We start from the raw sequence: 17,662 nt of genomic DNA, 5'->3' as shown, positions 1-17,662 counted from the left end.
TTCCCTACTTCAGTTTTGTGATAACTCTCACAGATGAATTATAGGTTGCCGTGCTATTTATTATCGCAGTTACTGAAAGAGACGAAGAGAAAAGTAACTTCCTGCACTGCGGGAAGCTTGCTTTTCTCTTTTTTTGTTTAACGCGATGTACCCAATAACGGTTAAAAGACGGGAAGCACACCAAACATTAACCATTAATGGGTGTATTTATGCGGAACTTCACCATGGAAAAAAATAATTCCCACCGTTGGTTAACGCTGGCAATAATAAGTATCAGCGGCGGAGTAAGTTTCGATCTCGCCTATCTGCGTTATATTTACCAAATCCCAATGGCCAAGTTTATGGGGTTCTCTAATACCGAGATCGGCTTGATTATGAGTACTTTCGGTATCACCGCGATTATTCTGTATGCCCCTAGCGGGATCATTGCCGATAAATTCTCCCATAGAAAGATGATGACCTTCGCGATGATCGCCACCGGCCTGCTGGGGTTGCTGATGGCGGTCTATCCGCCCTTCTGGGTGATGATCCTGATCCAGGTCGCCTTCGCGATCACCACCATCCTGCTGTTGTGGTCGGTCTCGATCAAGGCGGCCTCGCTGCTCGGCAACCATGAAGAGCAGGGAAAAATCATGGGTTGGATGGAGGGGCTACGCGGTGTGGGTGTGATGGCCCTGGCCGTATTCACCATGTGGATCTTCTCGCTGTTTGCGCCGGAAAACCCCAACAGCCTGAAGGCAGTGATCCTGATCTACAGCGGCGTATATATCCTGTTGGGCATGCTCTGTTGGTTCTTTGTCACAGATGGCTTTGTCACCAGTGACGAGAGCGAAAAGCCGCATAAATTCAGCCTGGGGGATATTCTCTCGGTGCTCAAAATCAGCACCACCTGGTATTGCAGCATGATTATCTTTGGCGTCTATACCATCTACGCCATCCTCAGCTACTCCACCAACTACCTGACCGAAATGTACGGTATGACCCTGGTCGCCGCCAGCTATATGGGGATTGTGATCAACAAAATCTTCCGGGCCATGTGCGGGCCACTCGGTGGGATCATCACCACCTACACCCGGCTGAAATCGCCAACGCGGGCCATTCAGTTGCTGGCGTTAGTCAGCTTGGCCACCCTGGCCGTCTTGCTGATCACCAACCAGAACCCGACCTCGGTCGCCGTGGGGATTGGCCTGATCCTGTTGCTGGCCTTCACCTGCTACGCCTCACGCGGGCTTTATTTCGCCTGTATCGGCGAAGCCAGAACGCCAAAATACATTATGGGCACCACCGTGGGGATCTGCTCGGTGATCGGCTTCCTGCCCGACGTGTTTGTTTACCCGGTTATCGGCCATTGGCAGGACACGCTGCCCGCCGCCGAGGCCTATCACAATATGTGGCTGATGGGGTTAGGGGCAACCTGCCTGGTCGTGGTGTTCACCTTCCTGCTGTTTAACAACATCAAGCGCGCCGGCGCCAAAAGCACAACAACACAGCCGGCCACCGAATAATTATCTCAAGGAGTTGCGACATGAAGAGCAAGTACCTGATGGGTGTGGACGTGGGCACCCAGAGCGCCAAAGTGGTGATTTTTGATCTGGGCGGCAACGCAATTTGCGAAGGGAAACAGCAGTTACGCAAGATGGATATCCCGGCCCCTCTGCTGGCGGAACACCCAGACGACGATCTGTGGGATTCGCTTAAGGTGGCTTTCCGCCGCGCCATGCAGCGTTTTGGCGAACGTGGTGGCAAGCCGCAGGACATTCTGGCGATGGGCATTTGCATCGTCCGCTGCTGCCGGGTGCTGTTGAAGGATAACGGTGAGCTGGCCTATCCGGTGATTAACTGGATGGACAAACGCCTGAACAAGCCTTACGAATATATCGATGCCTATCAGGGCGTGCGTTATGTAACGACAACTTCGGGTTACATCACTCATCGCCTGACCGGTGAGTTCAAAGACACCTGCGCCAACTACATCGGTTGGTGGCCGATGGACAATGACCGCCTCGATTGGAGCACCGATCCCGCCGCCTGGCAAAGCTGCAACCTGACGCGCGACATGGTGCTGGACGTGGTGAAACCCGGTGAAATCCTCGGCCACATCACTCAGCAGGTGGCGCAACAGCTTGGCATCCCCGCAGGTATTCCGGTGGTAGCTACCGCACATGACAAAGCGGTGGAAGCGCTGGGAGCCGGTTCACTAGATGAAGGCGTTGCGCTGATTTCCCTCGGCACCTATATCGGGGCCATGGTACACGGCCATGCCAACGTGAAGGACGCGCAAAACTTCTGGCCCTTCCAGGCTTCTATCCCAGGGCGCTACCTGTATGAGTGCATGGGCGTGCGCCGTGGCATGTGGACCATCAGTTGGTTCCGCGATCAGTTTGGCGCAGCCGCACTGTCGGATGCCCATGACGCCGGGACCAGCATTGAGGAGTTACTGAATCAGGAAGCAGAGCGCGTTCCTGCGGGTTGTGAAGGCCTGATCACCGTCCACGATTGGGCACCACCGTCTGAAGCGGAATTCCGTAAAGGGGCCATGATTGGCTTCGATGGCCGCCATACCCGTGCCCATATGTACCGTTCGGTGCTGGAGGGCATTGCCTTCACCATGAAAAACCATATGGACAAGATGGCGCTGGAGCTGCAAACCCCGTTCAAGCACCTGATTATTTCCGGCGGCGGGGCCAACAGCGATCTGTTTATGCAGATCTTTGCCGACGTGTTTGGCATCCCCACCAGCCGTAACGTGATGAAAGGTTCGGCAGCGGTGGGCTGTGCCATCAACGCCGGAATGGCGGTGAATGTCTTTAGCGATTACGAGCAGGCCGCGCAGAAGCTGGTACGAATGGGGGACAGTTTTGCACCGAATATGGCTAACCATCAGTTCTACAATCAGTTGAATCAGCAGGTATATCAACAGGTAAACAAACATCTGGACCCGCTGCTACAGGCACTCAGTCCGTTGGTCGACTAAAAGGCAGGGGCACCGGCATTCGGTGCCCTTACCCTTACAATTTCAACTTCCATACGTCGTGATTGGTGGTGGCAACGGCGATGGCCCCGGCATTCAGCGCGGTTTGCGCATCATCCTCATCACACACCAAGCCACCGGCAATGATCGGCAAGTCGATCTTTTCTGCCACCCAACCGAGCACCTTAGGCATGCAACCCGGCAGGATTTCGATGCAGTCGGGCGTCGACTGTGCCACCTGTTTGTCGATATTGTGGAAGGAAATCGAGTCCATGATAAACAGCCGGTGAATGGTGTAGAAGCCTTGCTGACGCGCTGCCTTCACCATCGAGGCTTTGGTGCTGATAATGCCATCTGCCGCCGTGACGATTTTCAGGAAATTAATCACGATCTCCTTGTTGGAGCTGCCTTCCAGCAAATCAACATGCACAAAAGCATATTTGCCCGCGTCCTTCACCTGCTGCACGATGCGGCCAATATTGCAGATATTGCCGTACAGTACCGAGATGATCTGGCAGTCCGATTTGACCGCGATATGCAGGCTTTCATTATCTTTTACCGCTGCGATCACCGGATGCAGCTTTAACAGTTCTTCGATAGACACGTTGTTCCCCTGTCTCTTTCAGCCTGCTGGCTGCAAATTAGTCCGCATCGTATCCCAGATTCGGGGCCAGCCAGCGCTCTACGTCACTGATCTTCATCCCCTTACGCTGCGCATAGTCTTCAACCTGATCGCGCTGGATCTGTGCCACGGCAAAGTACTTGCTCTGCGGATGGCTGAAATACCAGCCGGATACCGCTGCCCCAGGCCACATGGCGAAGGACTCGGTCAGTTCCATGCCGGTATGGCGGTTAACGTCCAGCAACTGCCAGATCTCCGCTTTTTCGGTATGCTCTGGGCAAGCAGGATAGCCGGGAGCCGGGCGAATACCTTGATAATTCTCACGGATCAGCTCTTCGTTACTCAGATTTTCATTGGCGGCAAAGCCCCAATGCAGCTTACGTACCTGCTCGTGCAGATACTCGGCAAAGGCCTCTGCCAAACGATCGGATAACGCTTTGACCATGATCTTGTTGTAGTCGTCATGCTTGGCATCATAGGCCGCCGCCAAAGCATCTTCTTCCAGCCCACCGGTAACCGCGAATGCGCCAAAATAGTCGGCTTTGCCGCTGCTTTTCGGGGCCACAAAATCGGCCAGACAGTAGTTCGGGAAATCGGTCTTTTCCGTTTGCTGACGCAGGTGGCGGCTGACCACCAGCACCTCTTCACGGCTTTCATCCCGGTAGACCTCCACATCATCCCCAACGCGGTTGGCCGGGAACAGACCGTAGACACCACGCGGGTTGAGGCTACCGTTAGCGGCCAACATATCCAGCATTTCGTTGGCATCCTGGAACAGGCGCTTGGCCTCTTCCCCTACCACTTCATCTTCCAGAATGCGCGGGTACTTGCCCGCCAGTGACCAGGTCATAAAGAACGGCGTCCAGTCGATATAGTGGCGTAGCGTGTTAATGCTGGCCTCAACCGGGAACACCCCCAGCTTGTTCGGCACCGGTGGCTGGTAGTTTTCCCAATCCAGCACCATGGCGTTATCCCGCGCCTGTTGCAGGCTGACCGGCGGCGTACGCGGCTTTTTACGCCCGTGCTGGATACGCACGGTTTCGTACTCTTTGCGGGTGCGGGCGACAAACTCGTCCCGCTGGGTGTCTGACAGCAGCGCCGCAACCACGCCAACGGTACGCGAGGCGTTCTGCACGTAGGTAGTCGGGCCGCTGTAGTTCTGTTCAATCTTCACTGCGGTATGAGCCTTGGAGGTGGTCGCCCCGCCGATCAGCAACGGCAGAGTAAAGCCTTGGCGTTCCATCTCTTTTGCCACGTTCACCATTTCGTCCAGCGACGGGGTGATCAGGCCAGACAGGCCGATAATATCCACGTTCTGTTCGCGGGCGGTTTTCAGGATCTTGTCCGTTGGCACCATCACGCCCAGATCGATAATTTCGTAGTTGTTACATTGCAGCACCACGCCGACGATGTTTTTGCCGATGTCGTGCACGTCGCCCTTCACCGTCGCCAGCAGAATTTTCCCGGCGGTGGTGCCTTTCTGTTTGCTGGCCTCGATGTAAGGTTCGAGATAGGCCACCGCCTGCTTCATCACGCGGGCCGATTTCACCACCTGTGGCAGGAACATTTTGCCCTCGCCGAACAGATCGCCCACCACGTTCATGCCAGCCATCAGCGGCCCTTCGATCACTTCGATCGGGCGATCCGCCTGCTGGCGCGCTTCTTCGGTGTCTAACTCAATAAATTCGGTAATGCCTTTGACCAGCGAATATTCCAGGCGCTTCACTACCGGCCAGCCACGCCATTCAGCCTGCTGAACCGCCACTTCATTGTCTTTACTGCCCCGGTATTTCTCCGCCAGTTCCAGCAGACGCTCGGTGCCGTCCTGACGGCGGTTGAGCACCACATCCTCAACGGCTTCACGCAGTTCGGTGCTGAGATCGTCATAGATCGCCAACTGCCCGGCGTTGACGATCCCCATATCCATGCCGTTGCGAATAGCGTGATACAGGAACACCGCGTGGATCGCCTCACGCACCGGATCGTTGCCACGGAACGAGAAGGAGACGTTGGACACGCCGCCGGAGATCATCGCGTGCGGCAGGTGGGTTTTGATGTCGGCGCAGGCTTCGATAAAGTCGACGGCATAGTTGTTATGCTCTTCGATACCGGTGGCGACAGCAAAAATGTTCGGGTCAAAAATGATATCTTCCGGCGGGAAACCCACGCGTTCGGTCAGGATCTGATAAGCACGGCGGCAAATCTCAAATTTGCGTTGGCGGGTATCCGCCTGACCGACCTCATCGAAGGCCATCACCACCACGGCGGCACCGTAGCGGCGCACCAGTTTGGCATGGTGGATAAAGGCTTCTTCGCCCTCTTTCATCGAGATCGAGTTGACGATGCCTTTACCCTGAATGCATTTCAGGCCCTTTTCAATCACGCTCCATTTGGAGGAGTCGATCATGATCGGGACGCGGGCGATATCCGGCTCACCGGCGATCAGGCTGAGGAAACGCACCATCGCCGCTTCGGCATCGAGCATCCCTTCATCCATGTTGATGTCGATGATTTGGGCACCGCTCTCCACCTGCTGGCGGGCCACGGCCAGCGCCTCGTTATACTTTTCTTCTTTAATCAAACGTTTGAATCGGGCCGAGCCGGTAACGTTAGTACGCTCACCTACGTTGACGAACAGCGATTTGGCATCAATATTCAGCGGTTCCAGGCCGGACAGGCGGCAAGCCACCGGTAACGCTGGCAACTGCCGTGGCGGTACGCCTTCAACCGCTTTAGCCATCGCGGCAATATGCGCCGGAGTCGTGCCACAGCAGCCACCGATAATATTGAGGAAACCGGCATGCGCCCATTCACCCACCTGTTTGGCCATCTCTTCGGCATCGAGATCGTATTCACCAAAGGCATTGGGCAAACCGGCATTCGGGTGGGCAGTGACATAGCTTTCAGAGATACGAGACAACTCCGCCACGTATTGGCGTAATTCATCCGGGCCGAGCGCACAGTTCAGGCCAAAGGTCAGCGGTTTGACGTGACGCAGCGAGTTGTAAAACGCTTCCGTAGTCTGGCCGGAAAGGGTGCGTCCAGAGGCGTCGGTGATAGTGCCGGAAATCATGATCGGTAAGGTCACACCCAGCGCTTCAAACTCGGTTTCGACCGCAAAGGCCGCCGCTTTGGCATTCAGGGTATCGAAGATGGTTTCGATCATGATCAGATCGACGCCCCCTTCCACCAGCGCGCGGGTTGATTCGCGGTAAGCCTCTACCAACTGATCAAAAGAGACATTACGGAAGGCCGGATCGTTAACGTCGGGGGAGATAGAGGCGGTACGGTTGGTTGGGCCCAGTACACCAGCAACGTAGCGCGGTTTTTCCGGGGTGCGTGCCGTCCATTCATCAGCGCAAGCGCGAGCCAGCAAAGCGGCCTGGTAGTTAATTTCCGCGGACAGCGACTCCATATGGTAGTCGGCCATCGCGATAGTGGTCGAGTTGAAGGTGTTGGTTTCGAGGATGTCGGCCCCCGCCTCCAGGTAGCCGTTGTGGATCGCAGTGATCACCTCCGGCTTGCTTAGCACCAGCAGGTCGTTATTGCCTTTCAGATCGCTTTGCCAATCGGCAAAACGCTCACCGCGGTAGTCTGCCTCCTCCAGCCGATAGCTCTGGATCATGGTGCCCATACCGCCGTCCAACACTAAAATACGCTGCGATAGCTGCTGACGCAGTTGTTCCACTCGATTTATCACTGTAGCCCCTTCACACCCGATTATCCGCCCGACGACTTATTACCCCACATCCCAATGTTGTAGCGGCGCGGCACGCTGCGCCCGTCATGCATCCTGCAACTTGAAAGATGGAGGGTCTGACATCCTAGCACAGGTTATGGCGGCAAAGGTGCGAGCGGGTATTGAGAGTTTTTCAGGTTCGCCGAGCAACAGATCCGATGAGCGGAGAAGCAACTTGCAATTCATACACAAAAAACGAAAATGAATTCCATCATACGGAAAGCACAAGGTGAATCATGGCCACTCCCGTTCCCGCCAAGCGCGGTAAAAAACCCCGCGCCGCCGCCCCCGCCACCAGCACGGCGACCGGCCAGGTCCAGTCACTGACCCGTGGTCTGAAACTATTGGAATATATTGCCGAAGCGCAGGGCAACGTAGCGCTGACCGATCTAGCGCAGCAGGCCGGGTTGCCCAACTCCACCACCCATCGCCTGCTGACAACCATGCAGCAGCAGGGTTTTGTCCGTCAGGTAGGCGATCTTGGCCTGTGGACCATGGGGGCACATGCGTTTGTGGTGGGCAGCAGCTTCCTGCAAAGCCGTAACCTGCTGGCCATGGTGCATCCTACGCTGCGCCGCCTGATGGAAGAGTCGGGTGAAACGGTCAATCTGGCGGTGATGGATAAAGCCGAAGATCAGGCGGTGATTATCGATCAGGTGCAATGCACCGCGTTGATGCGCATGTCGGCCCCAATTGGCGGCAAGCTGCCGATGCATGCTTCTGGTGCGGGCAAAGCCTTTCTGGCCAGCATGCAAGACGATGAGGTAACCCGGCTGCTGCATAAAAAGGGCATGCACACCTACACTCCGCATACGCTAACGCCACATAACCTGAAAGAAGGGTTGGCGGTGATCCGCAAACAGGGATTCTCGTTCGACGATGAAGAGCATGCCCTTGGCTTACGCTGCCTGGCAGCCTGTATCTTTGACGAGCACCGCGAAGCCTTTGCCGCCATCTCCATCTCCGGCCCGGTATCACGCATTACCGACGATCGCGTTACCGAACTGGGTGCGCTGGTGATCCACGCGGCGAAAGAAATCAGCCTGGAGTACGGCGGCGTACGGTGATTAGACGGGCGCAGCATTCGGCGCCCGACGTCATGTGCAAATCCCCGCTGTTATTTTTCTGTATCGCGCTGTAGAGACTTTGTTTCGCATCCTGCGAAAAGTATGAATTCGATCACAATTAGCGATCTTGCCACCGAAAGCCGATTGCAACCTTTGGTGCTTCCCTCGACAATGTTACCGATAACATGTTACCGGTAACAATTATCCATAAATAATATAGCCGCAGCAAACTATGACTCGCAGGTGGGGAACCAAACCATGATCAATAATCAGAATCGTGTTTACGTCATTATGGGCGTTTCCGGCAGCGGCAAGTCTGCCGTCGCCAGTGCCGTGGCCCAACGGCTATCTGCCAACTTCCTGGACGGTGATTTTCTCCATCCTCGTTGCAACATCCAGAAAATGGCCTCAGGTGAACCGCTCAATGATGACGATCGTGCCCCCTGGTTGGCTGCCCTGAACGACGCCGCTTTCGCCATGCAGCGTACCAATGCGGTCTCCATCATCGTCTGCTCTGCGCTGAAAAAACATTATCGCGATCGGCTGCGAGCCGGTAACGACAATCTGTCGTTCATCTATCTGCACGGCGACTTCCCGGTGATTGAGGCTCGGCTGGCTGCCCGCAAGGGGCATTTCTTCAAATCCCAAATGCTGGTCACCCAGTTCGCCACTTTGGAGCAGCCGGGCCAAGATGAAAGTGACGTCCAGGCCATCGATATCGATCAGCCGCTGGATGCAGTGATTGCCGACACAGTGCGACATATCCAGAGCTTTCTGCCGCAAGAAGCCTGTGCATAACGAGATGTTCTGAACAACATAACTAGCCCTCGCCGCGCGCATTAGGGCTGCATTGTGAGGATGGTATGATTAACAGCACCCTGGCACGTGTAACACAACGCATCATTGAACGCTCAAAACAAACCCGAGCCGCCTATCTGGCGCGCATTAATGAAGCCCGTACGCAGACGGTACACCGCTCGCAGCTAGCCTGTGGCAACCTGGCCCACGGCTTTGCCGCCTGCCAGCCCGACGATAAAGCCGCCCTGAAAAACATGGTGCGCAGCGATATCGCCATCATCACCGCTTACAACGATATGCTCTCTGCCCACCAGCCTTATGAAAGCTATCCACAGCGGCTAAAGCAGGCGTTGCACAGCGTTGGCGCCGTTGGCCAGGTCGCAGGTGGTGTGCCAGCAATGTGCGATGGCGTGACACAGGGGCAGGACGGCATGGAGCTGTCGCTGATGAGCCGCGATGTGATAGCCATGTCCGCAGCCATAGGCCTCTCCCATAACATGTTCGACGGCGCGTTGTTCCTGGGTATCTGCGACAAGATTGTGCCAGGGCTGGTGATGTCTGCCCTGTCCTTCGGCCATTTGCCTGCCATATTTGTGCCAGCCGGGCCGATGAGCAGCGGCCTGCCAAATAAAGAGAAAGTACGTGTGCGCCAGCTGTATGCCGAAGGCAAAGCCGACCGCCATGCGCTGCTGGAAGCCGAAGCCGCCTCTTACCATGGCATTGGCACCTGCACCTTCTACGGCACCGCCAACACCAACCAGATGGTGATGGAAGTGATGGGCCTGCATCTGCCCGGCGCTTCTTTCGTTCATCCAGACACGCCGCTGCGCGATGCGCTCAATGATGCTGCCGCTCGCCAAATCACCCGCCTGACAGAAACCGCCGGTAATTACCTGCCGATAGGCCAATTGGTGGATGAAAAAGTGGTGGTTAACGGCATCGTATCGCTACTGGCCACCGGAGGATCGACCAACTTGACGATGCATATGGTGGCCATGGCTCGAGCAGCGGGCATCATCATCAACTGGGATGACTTCTCTGAGCTTTCCGACTCGGTACCACTGCTGTGCCGCATCTACCCCAACGGCCCGGCGGATATCAACCAGTTCCAGGCGGCGGGCGGTGTGCAATTGGTCGTGCGTGAGCTGCTGAACAACGGCCTGTTGCATCAGGATGTGCATACCGTCGCCGGTTTCGGCCTAGAGCGCTACACCCAGGAGCCTTGGCTGGATAATGGCCAGCTAGCCTGGCGCGAGGGAGCGGCAAGTTCGCTAGACGCGAACGTGATTGCCAGCCTAACCAAACCGTTCGAGCACCATGGCGGCACCAAGGTGCTGGCCGGTAATCTGGGCCGGGCGGTGATGAAGACGTCGGCGGTGCCTGCTGATAATCAGATTATCGAAGCCCCGGCGATCGTATTCGACAGTCAGCACGATATCGTCCCCGCCTTCGAAGCGGGCAAGCTGGATCGGGACTGCGTAGTGGTCGTACGTTTCCAGGGGCCACAGGCCAATGGCATGCCTGAACTGCATAAGCTGATGCCACCGCTCGGGGTATTGATGGATCGCGGCTTCAAGGTAGCGCTGGTGACCGATGGCCGCCTGTCCGGTGCTTCTGGCAAGGTTCCTTCCGCAATCCATGTCACCCCGGAGGCGTACACCGGCGGCATGTTGGCCAAAGTACACAGCGGCGATATGCTCCGGGTGAATGGCCGCACCGGCGAGCTGCAACTGCTGGTCTCGGAACAAGAGCTGGCCCAGCGCACTCCCTATCAACCCGATCTGAGCGCTGAAAGGATCGGCTGTGGCCGTGAACTGTTTGGTGCGTTACGCAGCCAGCTTTCCGGGGCCGAACAAGGTGCCTGCTGTATCACGTTTTAATCCTGGCCATGGCCCAGTTTGCTGGGCCTGCTATCAGCCAGCCTGCGCGTACCCCGAAGGCAGACGCTGGCTGAAACGCCGCTTTTTACGGTAGGCAAACACATCCTCGACGTGCCCCTCCTTGATACGCTGCTGCAATCCTCGCCAGTAGTCCGCCTCGAACAGATCGCTGTGCATCTCCTCAAAGACCTTGCGGATACGCCGGTCGCCACACAGGAAATGGCGGAATTCTTCGGGGAAAACGTCGTTGGGTGAAATGCTGTACCAGGGTTCACTGGCCAGTTCATCTTCCGGGTAGCGCGGCGGCGGAATATGACGGAAGTTCACTTCGGTCATGTAGCAAATCTCGTCGTAGTCGTAAAACACTACGCGCCCATGACGCGTCACGCCGAAGTTTTTGAACAGCATATCACCGGGGAAGATATTGGCCGCAGCCAGCTGTTTGATCGCATTACCATATTCTTCGATGGCGTCATGCATTTGCCGTTCATCAGCCTGTTCCAGATACAGATTCAGCGGTGTCATCCGCCGTTCCATATACAAGTGCTTGATGACCACGCGGTCGCCGAGATCTTCCAGCTTTTCCGGCACCTCGCGCTGCAACTCCGCCAGCAGTTGCGGGCTGATGCGCGCCTTATCCACTACAAAATTCTCATATTCCTGGGTATCGGCCATCCGCCCGACGCGATCGTGCTCTTTTACCAATTGATAACAGGCCATCACCTGCGCCTGCGTAACCTCTTTCTGCGGCGCAAATTCGTCTTTAATCACCTTGAATACCCGATCGAAGGACGGCAGCGTAAACACCAGCATCACCATGCCTTTCACGCCCGGCGCAATAATGAATTGCTCCTGCGACTGGGCCATAAAATTCAGGTATTCGCGGTAGCATTCGGTTTTACCATGCTTCTGGCAGCCAATCGCCATATACAGTTCGGCGGTGGTTTTACCCGGCAGGATCTCCCGCAACCATTCGACCATCGCCGCTGGTAATGGGGCATACACCATAAAGTAGGAACGGGCGAAGCCAAACACGATGCTGGCTTCGGCCTTGCTGGTCAGGCAGGTATCAATGAACAACGCGCCGGACTCGCTGTGGTGGATCGGCAACAGAAACGGGTAAACCCCGTCGACCACGCGCAGCTTACCGACCAACCAGGCCGCCTTGTTACGGTAGAACAGCTCATTACCAATTTGGAACGTCGCTCCCGCTAGCTGTTGGGAGCTGAAGGTTTGCAGTAAGGCTTGGGTGATATAGCGAATATCGCGTGGCAGATCTTCCCATGGCAGACGCAGCGGCAAGTCGATCAACAGGCTGTGAAGCATGGCGGCCAAATCACCGTTGGGGGTAAAATCCCGGGCTAATGGCCTGGGGATATCACGAAAGCGCCGTTCAGGCTGCGAACTGAAAACGAACAGTTTGTCCGGGGTTAAATCCCGATGTTTGAACAGCCGACAGTAAACCGAGTTAAAGAAGCTTTCGGCAATCTCAAAACGCGGGTAGTCGGGCAACAGTTCGGTATAAACCGCCTTCACCCTATTAGGGAAGTCCGCATCGTAATATTTCTGCCCGGTGATACATTTCAGTTGCTCGACCACCAGACCGACGTGGTGATCGTAAAGATGGATACGTCGTTTCATCGCCTGTTGTACGGCGGGCCAGTCTGCCTGCTCAAAACGCTGCTGCGCTCCGGCCGTGACTTCAAGAAAGCGGCCATATTGCGCATCAAAGCCCTGCAGGATCGTCTGTGCAATCAACAGCTCCAGTTTTTCCGCCATCTTTGCCTCTGCCATTCAGGAATGAAACAAGAGCCTGACACCGCGCCAGGCCCCTGGGGATCAGAACTGCTGTTCTTCGGTGGAACCGGTTAGTGCCGTTACCGAGGAAGTGCCCCCCTGAATAATGGTGGTGACTTTATCGAAGTAGCCGGTCCCCACTTCCTGCTGATGCGAAGCAAAAGTGTAACCACGCTCGACCGCGGCAAACTCTGGTTGCTGCACTTTTTCGACATAGTGCTTCATGCCTTCACCACGTGCGTAAGCGTGTGCCAGATCGAACATGTTGAACCACATGCTGTGGATACCGGCCAGCGTGATGAACTGGTATTTATAGCCCATGGCGGACAACGCGTCCTGGAAGCGGGCGATAGTCTGATCGTCCAGGTTCTTTTTCCAGTTGAACGACGGTGAGCAGTTATAGGCCAACAGTTTGCCCGGGAACTTGGCATGGATCGCATCGGCAAAGCGTTGCGCAGCTTCCAAGTCCGGCGTTGAGGTTTCGCACCACACCAAATCGGCATAAGGCGCATAGGCCAGCCCACGACTGATCGCCTGCTCAATACCGGCATGGGTACGGTAGAAACCTTCGGCGGTGCGTTCACCAGACACGAAGGCGCTGTCATACGGATCGCAATCGGAGGTCAGCAGGTCTGCCGCGTCCGCATCGGTACGGGCAATCAGCAGGGTTGGGACACCGAGAACGTCAGCAGCCAAGCGCGCCGCAACCAGCTTCTGGATAGCTTCCTGGGTCGGTACCAAGACCTTGCCGCCCATATGGCCACACTTCTTCACCGCCGCCAGTTGATCTTCGAAATGCACCCCGGCGGCACCGGCTTCGATCATCGCCTTCATCAGTTCAAAGGCGTTTAGTACGCCGCCAAATCCGGCTTCGGCATCCGCCACGATCGGCAGGAAGTAATCGGTATAGCCTTTGCTGCCGGGTTCAATCTGGTTTGCCCACTGGATCTGATCCGCCCGACGGAAAGTATTGTTGATACGCTCAACCACCGTCGGGACAGAGTCGACCGGGTACAGTGATTGATCGGGATACATGGCGGCAGCGGTGTTGGCATCAGCCGCTACCTGCCAACCGGACAGGTAGATCGCTTCGACGCCCGCTTTCGCCTGTTGCAGCGCCTGGCCACCGGTCAGCGCCCCAAGGCTGTTCACGTACCCTTTGCGGGATTTGCCGTGCAGCAACTCCCAGAGTTTCGCCGCTCCGTTTTGCGCCAGTGTGCAAACCGGATTGACCGAGCCACGCAGGTTGATCACGTCTTCGGCGCTGTAAGGGCGGGTGATGCCTTCCCAGCGTGCTGATTTCCATTCCTGTTCCAGCTGTTGGATCTGTTGGGTACGAGAGGTCGTCATATTTTTATCCTTTTCAATACTGTAGGGTTAAAGGTCAGGAACGGTTTCAGGCCAGTAATTCGTAGCCGGGTAAGGTCAGGAAATCGATTAATTCGTCTTGCGTGGTAATACGCTCCATCAGCTGTGCCGCCTCTTCGAAACGGCCTGCGTGATAACGCGCTTCACCCAGTTCTTTACGTACGACCTGCATCTCTTCCTGCAGCATCTGGCGGAACAGGGCTTTGGTTACCTGTTGGCCATTGCTGAGGCTTTTCTCGTGATGGATCCACTGCCAGATTGAGGTACGTGAAATCTCGGCGGTGGCGGCATCTTCCATCAGGCCATAAATCGGTACGCAGCCATTGCCGGAGATCCAGGCTTCAATGTATTGCACCGCCACGCGGATATTGGCGCGCATACCGGTTTCGGTACGCTCACCGTCACACGGTTCCAGCAGTTGCGCCGCCGTGATAGGAGCATCGCTCTCACGCAATACATCTAGCTGGTTCTGCCGCTCACCCAGGATGCGGTTAAACACCTCCATCACCGTATCGGCCAGGCCTGGATGTGCCACCCAAGTCCCGTCATGGCCATTGGTCGCTTCCAGTTCTTTATCCGCGCGCACCTTGCCCAACACCACCGCGTTTTGCTCGGCGTCTTTGCTGGGGATAAACGCCGCCATTCCCCCCATCGCAAAAGCACCGCGGCGGTGACAGGTCTTGATCAGCAAGCGAGAATAAGCACTGAGGAAAGGCTGGGTCATGGTGACGGACTGACGGTCCGGCAGCACCCGATCGCCATGGTTCTTCAGCGTTTTGATATAGCTGAAGATGTAGTCCCAACGGCCACAGTTCAGCCCGACGATATGATCGCGCAGGTGATACAGGATCTCGTCCATCTGGAATACCGCAGGCAGGGTTTCAATCAACACCGTGGCCTTGATAGTGCCGCGCGGTAATTCGAAGCGATCCTCGGTAAAGCTAAAGACTTCGCTCCACCAGGCAGCCTCCTGCCAGGACTGGGTTTTCGGCAGGTAGAAATACGGACCACTGCCTTTTGCCAGCAGTTGGCGATAGTTATGGAAGAAATAGAGTGCAAAATCGAACAACCCACCAGGGATCGCTTCCCCCTGCCACTGCACGTGTTTTTCCGGCAAATGCAGGCCGCGCACGCGGGCAATCAACACCGCTGGGTTGGGTTTGAGCTGGTAAATCTTGCCGGCTTCGTTGGTGTAAGAAATGGTGCCGTTTACCGCATCGTGCAGGTTGATCTGCCCGTCGATAACCTTGTCCCAACTTGGGGCCAGCGAGTCTTCAAAGTCGGCCATAAACACTTTGACGTTGGCATTGAGGGCGTTGATCACCATTTTGCGTTCAACCGGACCGGTAATCTCAACCCGACGGTCGCGCAAGTCAGCGGGAACGCCGCGGATCTGCCAGTCACCCTGTCGAATGGAATCCGTTTCCGAAATAAATCCAGGCAGCTCTCCGCGATCGATTTTCTCTTGCCAGCTGGCGCGTGCCGCCAACAGTTTATTGCGTTGTGGCGTAAATTTCCCCACCAGTTCAGCCAGGAACTCGACCGCGTCATCCGTCAGTATCTGCCGCTCTGCAGAGCCGAAAGCCTGTGTAAACGCTAATTCTGTGCCTACCATCTGTTGCGTCATTGTCTTGATCCTTTCCATCATTCCACGCCACCATTGCAGGCCAGGCGAAGCATTGTTGTCGGAAATCGGGTGAAAAAAAGACCGCCAACTGGTCAGATGTCATCCCGCAGGATCCTAGAATAACCAACAAAAACTAAAAATCAAAAACGATTTCCATTTTTTTAATAAATATTTTATTAACCTTTTATTATCAATTAATTAGATTATTTATCATTTACGGCAAACTAGGAAACCGGTTCCATTGCGATACAGGAACGCCGGTAATATATTGTTTTTAAATGAGTTATAGATGCTGAAACGTTGCAGATTTGGCAGGAAAAACGGTGGGGTAAACCAGGGTGGCCTCGATTCAGCCACCCGGTACAGAGAAAAATGTTACTCGAGGGTAGGATTCATATGACGCAGATCGAACGGCGTGATCTGGTAAACGTAGTAGTTCAACCAGTTGGAAAACAGCAGGTGACCATGGCTTCGCCATGAAGCTGCGGGGGTCAATTCGGGGTTATCATTGGGGAAGTAATTTAGCGGTACGCTCGGGTTGAGGCCTGCATCGTTATCGCGACAATACTCGCCCGCCAACGTCAGGGTGTCATATTCCGGATGCCCGGTGACAAAGGCCATGCGTTTATCCTTGGTGGCGAACAGATAGGCACCTGCCAGCTCTGATTCTGCCAGGATATCCAGATCGGTGTACTGCCGCAGGATCTCGGTTGGGAAATCGGCATAGCGGGAGTGAGGAGCCAAGAAGGTCTCATCAAAACCCCGCGTCAGCAAGGCATGTTGGTGCAGCGTACGATGCTGGTACACCCCAGAGAGCTTCACCTCACGCGTCTTCTTTGGAATGCCATACAGGATGTTTAGCGCGGCCTGCACTGCCCAACAGACAAACAGGGTTGAAGTCACATGATCCTTGGCCCACTCGATCACTCGCTCGATCTGCGGCCAATAGGCAACATCACAGAAATCCACCAGGCCTAGCGGAGCGCCGGTGACGATCAGCCCGTCAAAGTTCTCATTCTGGATATCGTCAAAGTTACAGTAGAAATTATTCAGGTGCTCTGTAGGCGTGTTCTTCGACTCACGGCTATCGATGCGCAGTAGCTGAATATCGATCTGCAATGGCGAATTGGAAAGTAAACGCAGGAACTGATTCTCCGTTTCGATCTTTTTCGGCATCAGGTTGAGAATAAGCACCTTTAACGGCCTGATTTCCTGTGTTTTTGCGCGTGAGGATGTCATGACAAACACGTTCTCATTACGCAAGAAATTGACCGCAGGTAACTCATCAGGAACACGAATCGGCATTGCTTATCCCTCACACATCCGTTTATACGTTTAGACTTCTAGATGCCCGAAGATAGCGCTTTTTTAGCGTCATGTCGAGGATTCAACGGGAAGGTGAAAATGTTTCATTGCCTGGTAGGGAGGACTGTTCGTAAATAGTAAAGCAGGGAGTCTTTTGTCTGTTTAGTTGGCAGTGGTCCCCTCACCCTCAGGAGAGGGAAGCGATCGAGTCCGCTGACATCCCTGCGTAATATCCCATCTTTCTTCTTACTCCCAGCGTCCTGAAGTGGCACGAGCTCACCCACAACGCCGGGCTGCTCACACTGGTGTTCCTGATGTTCTCGGTTGATACTGTGGGAGAAGGTTGAGGAGAGGAGTATCTTCTGTTTTTGAACCATAGCAAAAAGGCCATCCTTACGGATGGCCTCTTGGCTTAATTGATGCTTGGCAGTGTCCTACTCTCGCATGGGGAGACCCCACACTACCATCGGCGCTACGGCGTTTCACTT

At 55.3% G+C, this 17,662-nt stretch carries 11 protein-coding genes; 5 read left to right on the top strand and 6 right to left on the bottom strand.

Going from position 1 to position 17,662, the window contains the following annotated elements; all coding sequences use genetic code 11:
* Window positions 1-224: 224 nt before the first annotated feature.
* Window positions 225-1,505: an MFS transporter gene (locus tag N6G83_RS37405; protein WP_024528033.1), complete on the top strand. Its 1,281-nt coding sequence runs from the start codon at window positions 225-227 to the stop codon at window positions 1,503-1,505.
* Between the two features lie 20 nt (window positions 1,506-1,525).
* Entirely contained in the window at window positions 1,526-2,974 is a 1,449-nt protein-coding gene (locus N6G83_RS37400) for an FGGY-family carbohydrate kinase (RefSeq protein ID WP_024528034.1), read from the top strand.
* Window positions 2,975-3,008: 34 nt separating this feature from the next.
* On the opposite strand, the gene N6G83_RS37395 is transcribed toward N6G83_RS37400, so the two are convergent.
* The gene (locus N6G83_RS37395; protein WP_024528035.1) at window positions 3,009-3,575 is read right to left on the bottom strand and encodes a glycerol-3-phosphate responsive antiterminator; all 567 of its coding nucleotides are present in this window, start codon (window positions 3,573-3,575) and stop codon (window positions 3,009-3,011) included.
* Window positions 3,576-3,612: 37 nt separating this feature from the next.
* On the bottom strand, window positions 3,613-7,293 hold the full coding sequence (gene metH, locus N6G83_RS37390; RefSeq protein ID WP_024528036.1) for a methionine synthase: 3,681 nt from the start codon (window positions 7,291-7,293) through the stop codon (window positions 3,613-3,615).
* A gap of 275 nt (window positions 7,294-7,568) precedes the next feature.
* On the opposite strand from metH, the gene iclR reads away from it, so the two are divergent.
* From iclR to edd, 3 genes are all read left to right on the top strand, one after another.
* Window positions 7,569-8,399, top strand: coding sequence for a glyoxylate bypass operon transcriptional repressor IclR (iclR, locus tag N6G83_RS37385; protein WP_024484007.1), 831 nt, complete (start codon window positions 7,569-7,571; stop codon window positions 8,397-8,399).
* A 258-nt stretch (window positions 8,400-8,657) separates the two neighbouring features.
* Complete coding sequence (gene gntK, locus N6G83_RS37380) at window positions 8,658-9,197, top strand: gluconokinase (protein WP_024528037.1); 540 nt, start codon at window positions 8,658-8,660, stop codon at window positions 9,195-9,197.
* 65 nt (window positions 9,198-9,262) lie between these two features.
* Entirely contained in the window at window positions 9,263-11,077 is a 1,815-nt protein-coding gene (gene edd, locus N6G83_RS37375; RefSeq protein ID WP_024528038.1) for a phosphogluconate dehydratase, read from the top strand.
* Window positions 11,078-11,110: 33 nt separating this feature from the next.
* Here the strand turns inward: edd and aceK are convergent, their stop codons facing one another.
* The 4 genes from aceK to metA all read right to left on the bottom strand — a co-directional run bounded on the left by aceK (window position 11,111) and on the right by metA (window position 17,174).
* The gene (gene aceK / locus N6G83_RS37370) at window positions 11,111-12,856 is read right to left on the bottom strand and encodes a bifunctional isocitrate dehydrogenase kinase/phosphatase (RefSeq protein WP_024528039.1); all 1,746 of its coding nucleotides are present in this window, start codon (window positions 12,854-12,856) and stop codon (window positions 11,111-11,113) included.
* Between the two features lie 60 nt (window positions 12,857-12,916).
* A complete protein-coding gene (aceA, locus tag N6G83_RS37365; protein ID WP_024528040.1) occupies window positions 12,917-14,224 on the bottom strand; it encodes an isocitrate lyase in 1,308 nt (435 codons plus the stop codon).
* Between the two features lie 46 nt (window positions 14,225-14,270).
* Complete coding sequence (gene aceB / locus N6G83_RS37360; RefSeq protein ID WP_173408592.1) at window positions 14,271-15,869, bottom strand: malate synthase A; 1,599 nt, start codon at window positions 15,867-15,869, stop codon at window positions 14,271-14,273.
* 375 nt (window positions 15,870-16,244) lie between these two features.
* The gene (metA, locus tag N6G83_RS37355) at window positions 16,245-17,174 is read right to left on the bottom strand and encodes a homoserine O-succinyltransferase (protein ID WP_024528042.1); all 930 of its coding nucleotides are present in this window, start codon (window positions 17,172-17,174) and stop codon (window positions 16,245-16,247) included.
* Between the last annotated feature and the right edge of the window lie 488 nt (window positions 17,175-17,662).

It is taken from the genome of Serratia sp. PL7 (genome assembly GCF_945957435.1).
Note: the sequence above shows the minus strand (reverse complement) of the source record. Positions and strands in the feature narration are given on the sequence as shown.

Coding starts and splice junctions, on each gene's coding strand:
- aceA (WP_024528040.1), bottom strand. CDS start 14,224: ATGACGACCTCTCGTACCCAACAGATCCAACAGCTGGAACAGGAATGG.
- aceK (WP_024528039.1), bottom strand. CDS start 12,856: ATGGCGGAAAAACTGGAGCTGTTGATTGCACAGACGATCCTGCAGGGC.
- N6G83_RS37405 (WP_024528033.1), top strand. CDS start 225: ATGGAAAAAAATAATTCCCACCGTTGGTTAACGCTGGCAATAATAAGT.
- iclR (WP_024484007.1), top strand. CDS start 7,569: ATGGCCACTCCCGTTCCCGCCAAGCGCGGTAAAAAACCCCGCGCCGCC.
- edd (WP_024528038.1), top strand. CDS start 9,263: ATGATTAACAGCACCCTGGCACGTGTAACACAACGCATCATTGAACGC.
- N6G83_RS37400 (WP_024528034.1), top strand. CDS start 1,526: ATGAAGAGCAAGTACCTGATGGGTGTGGACGTGGGCACCCAGAGCGCC.
- gntK (WP_024528037.1), top strand. CDS start 8,658: ATGATCAATAATCAGAATCGTGTTTACGTCATTATGGGCGTTTCCGGC.
- aceB (WP_173408592.1), bottom strand. CDS start 15,869: ATGACGCAACAGATGGTAGGCACAGAATTAGCGTTTACACAGGCTTTC.
- metA (WP_024528042.1), bottom strand. CDS start 17,174: ATGCCGATTCGTGTTCCTGATGAGTTACCTGCGGTCAATTTCTTGCGT.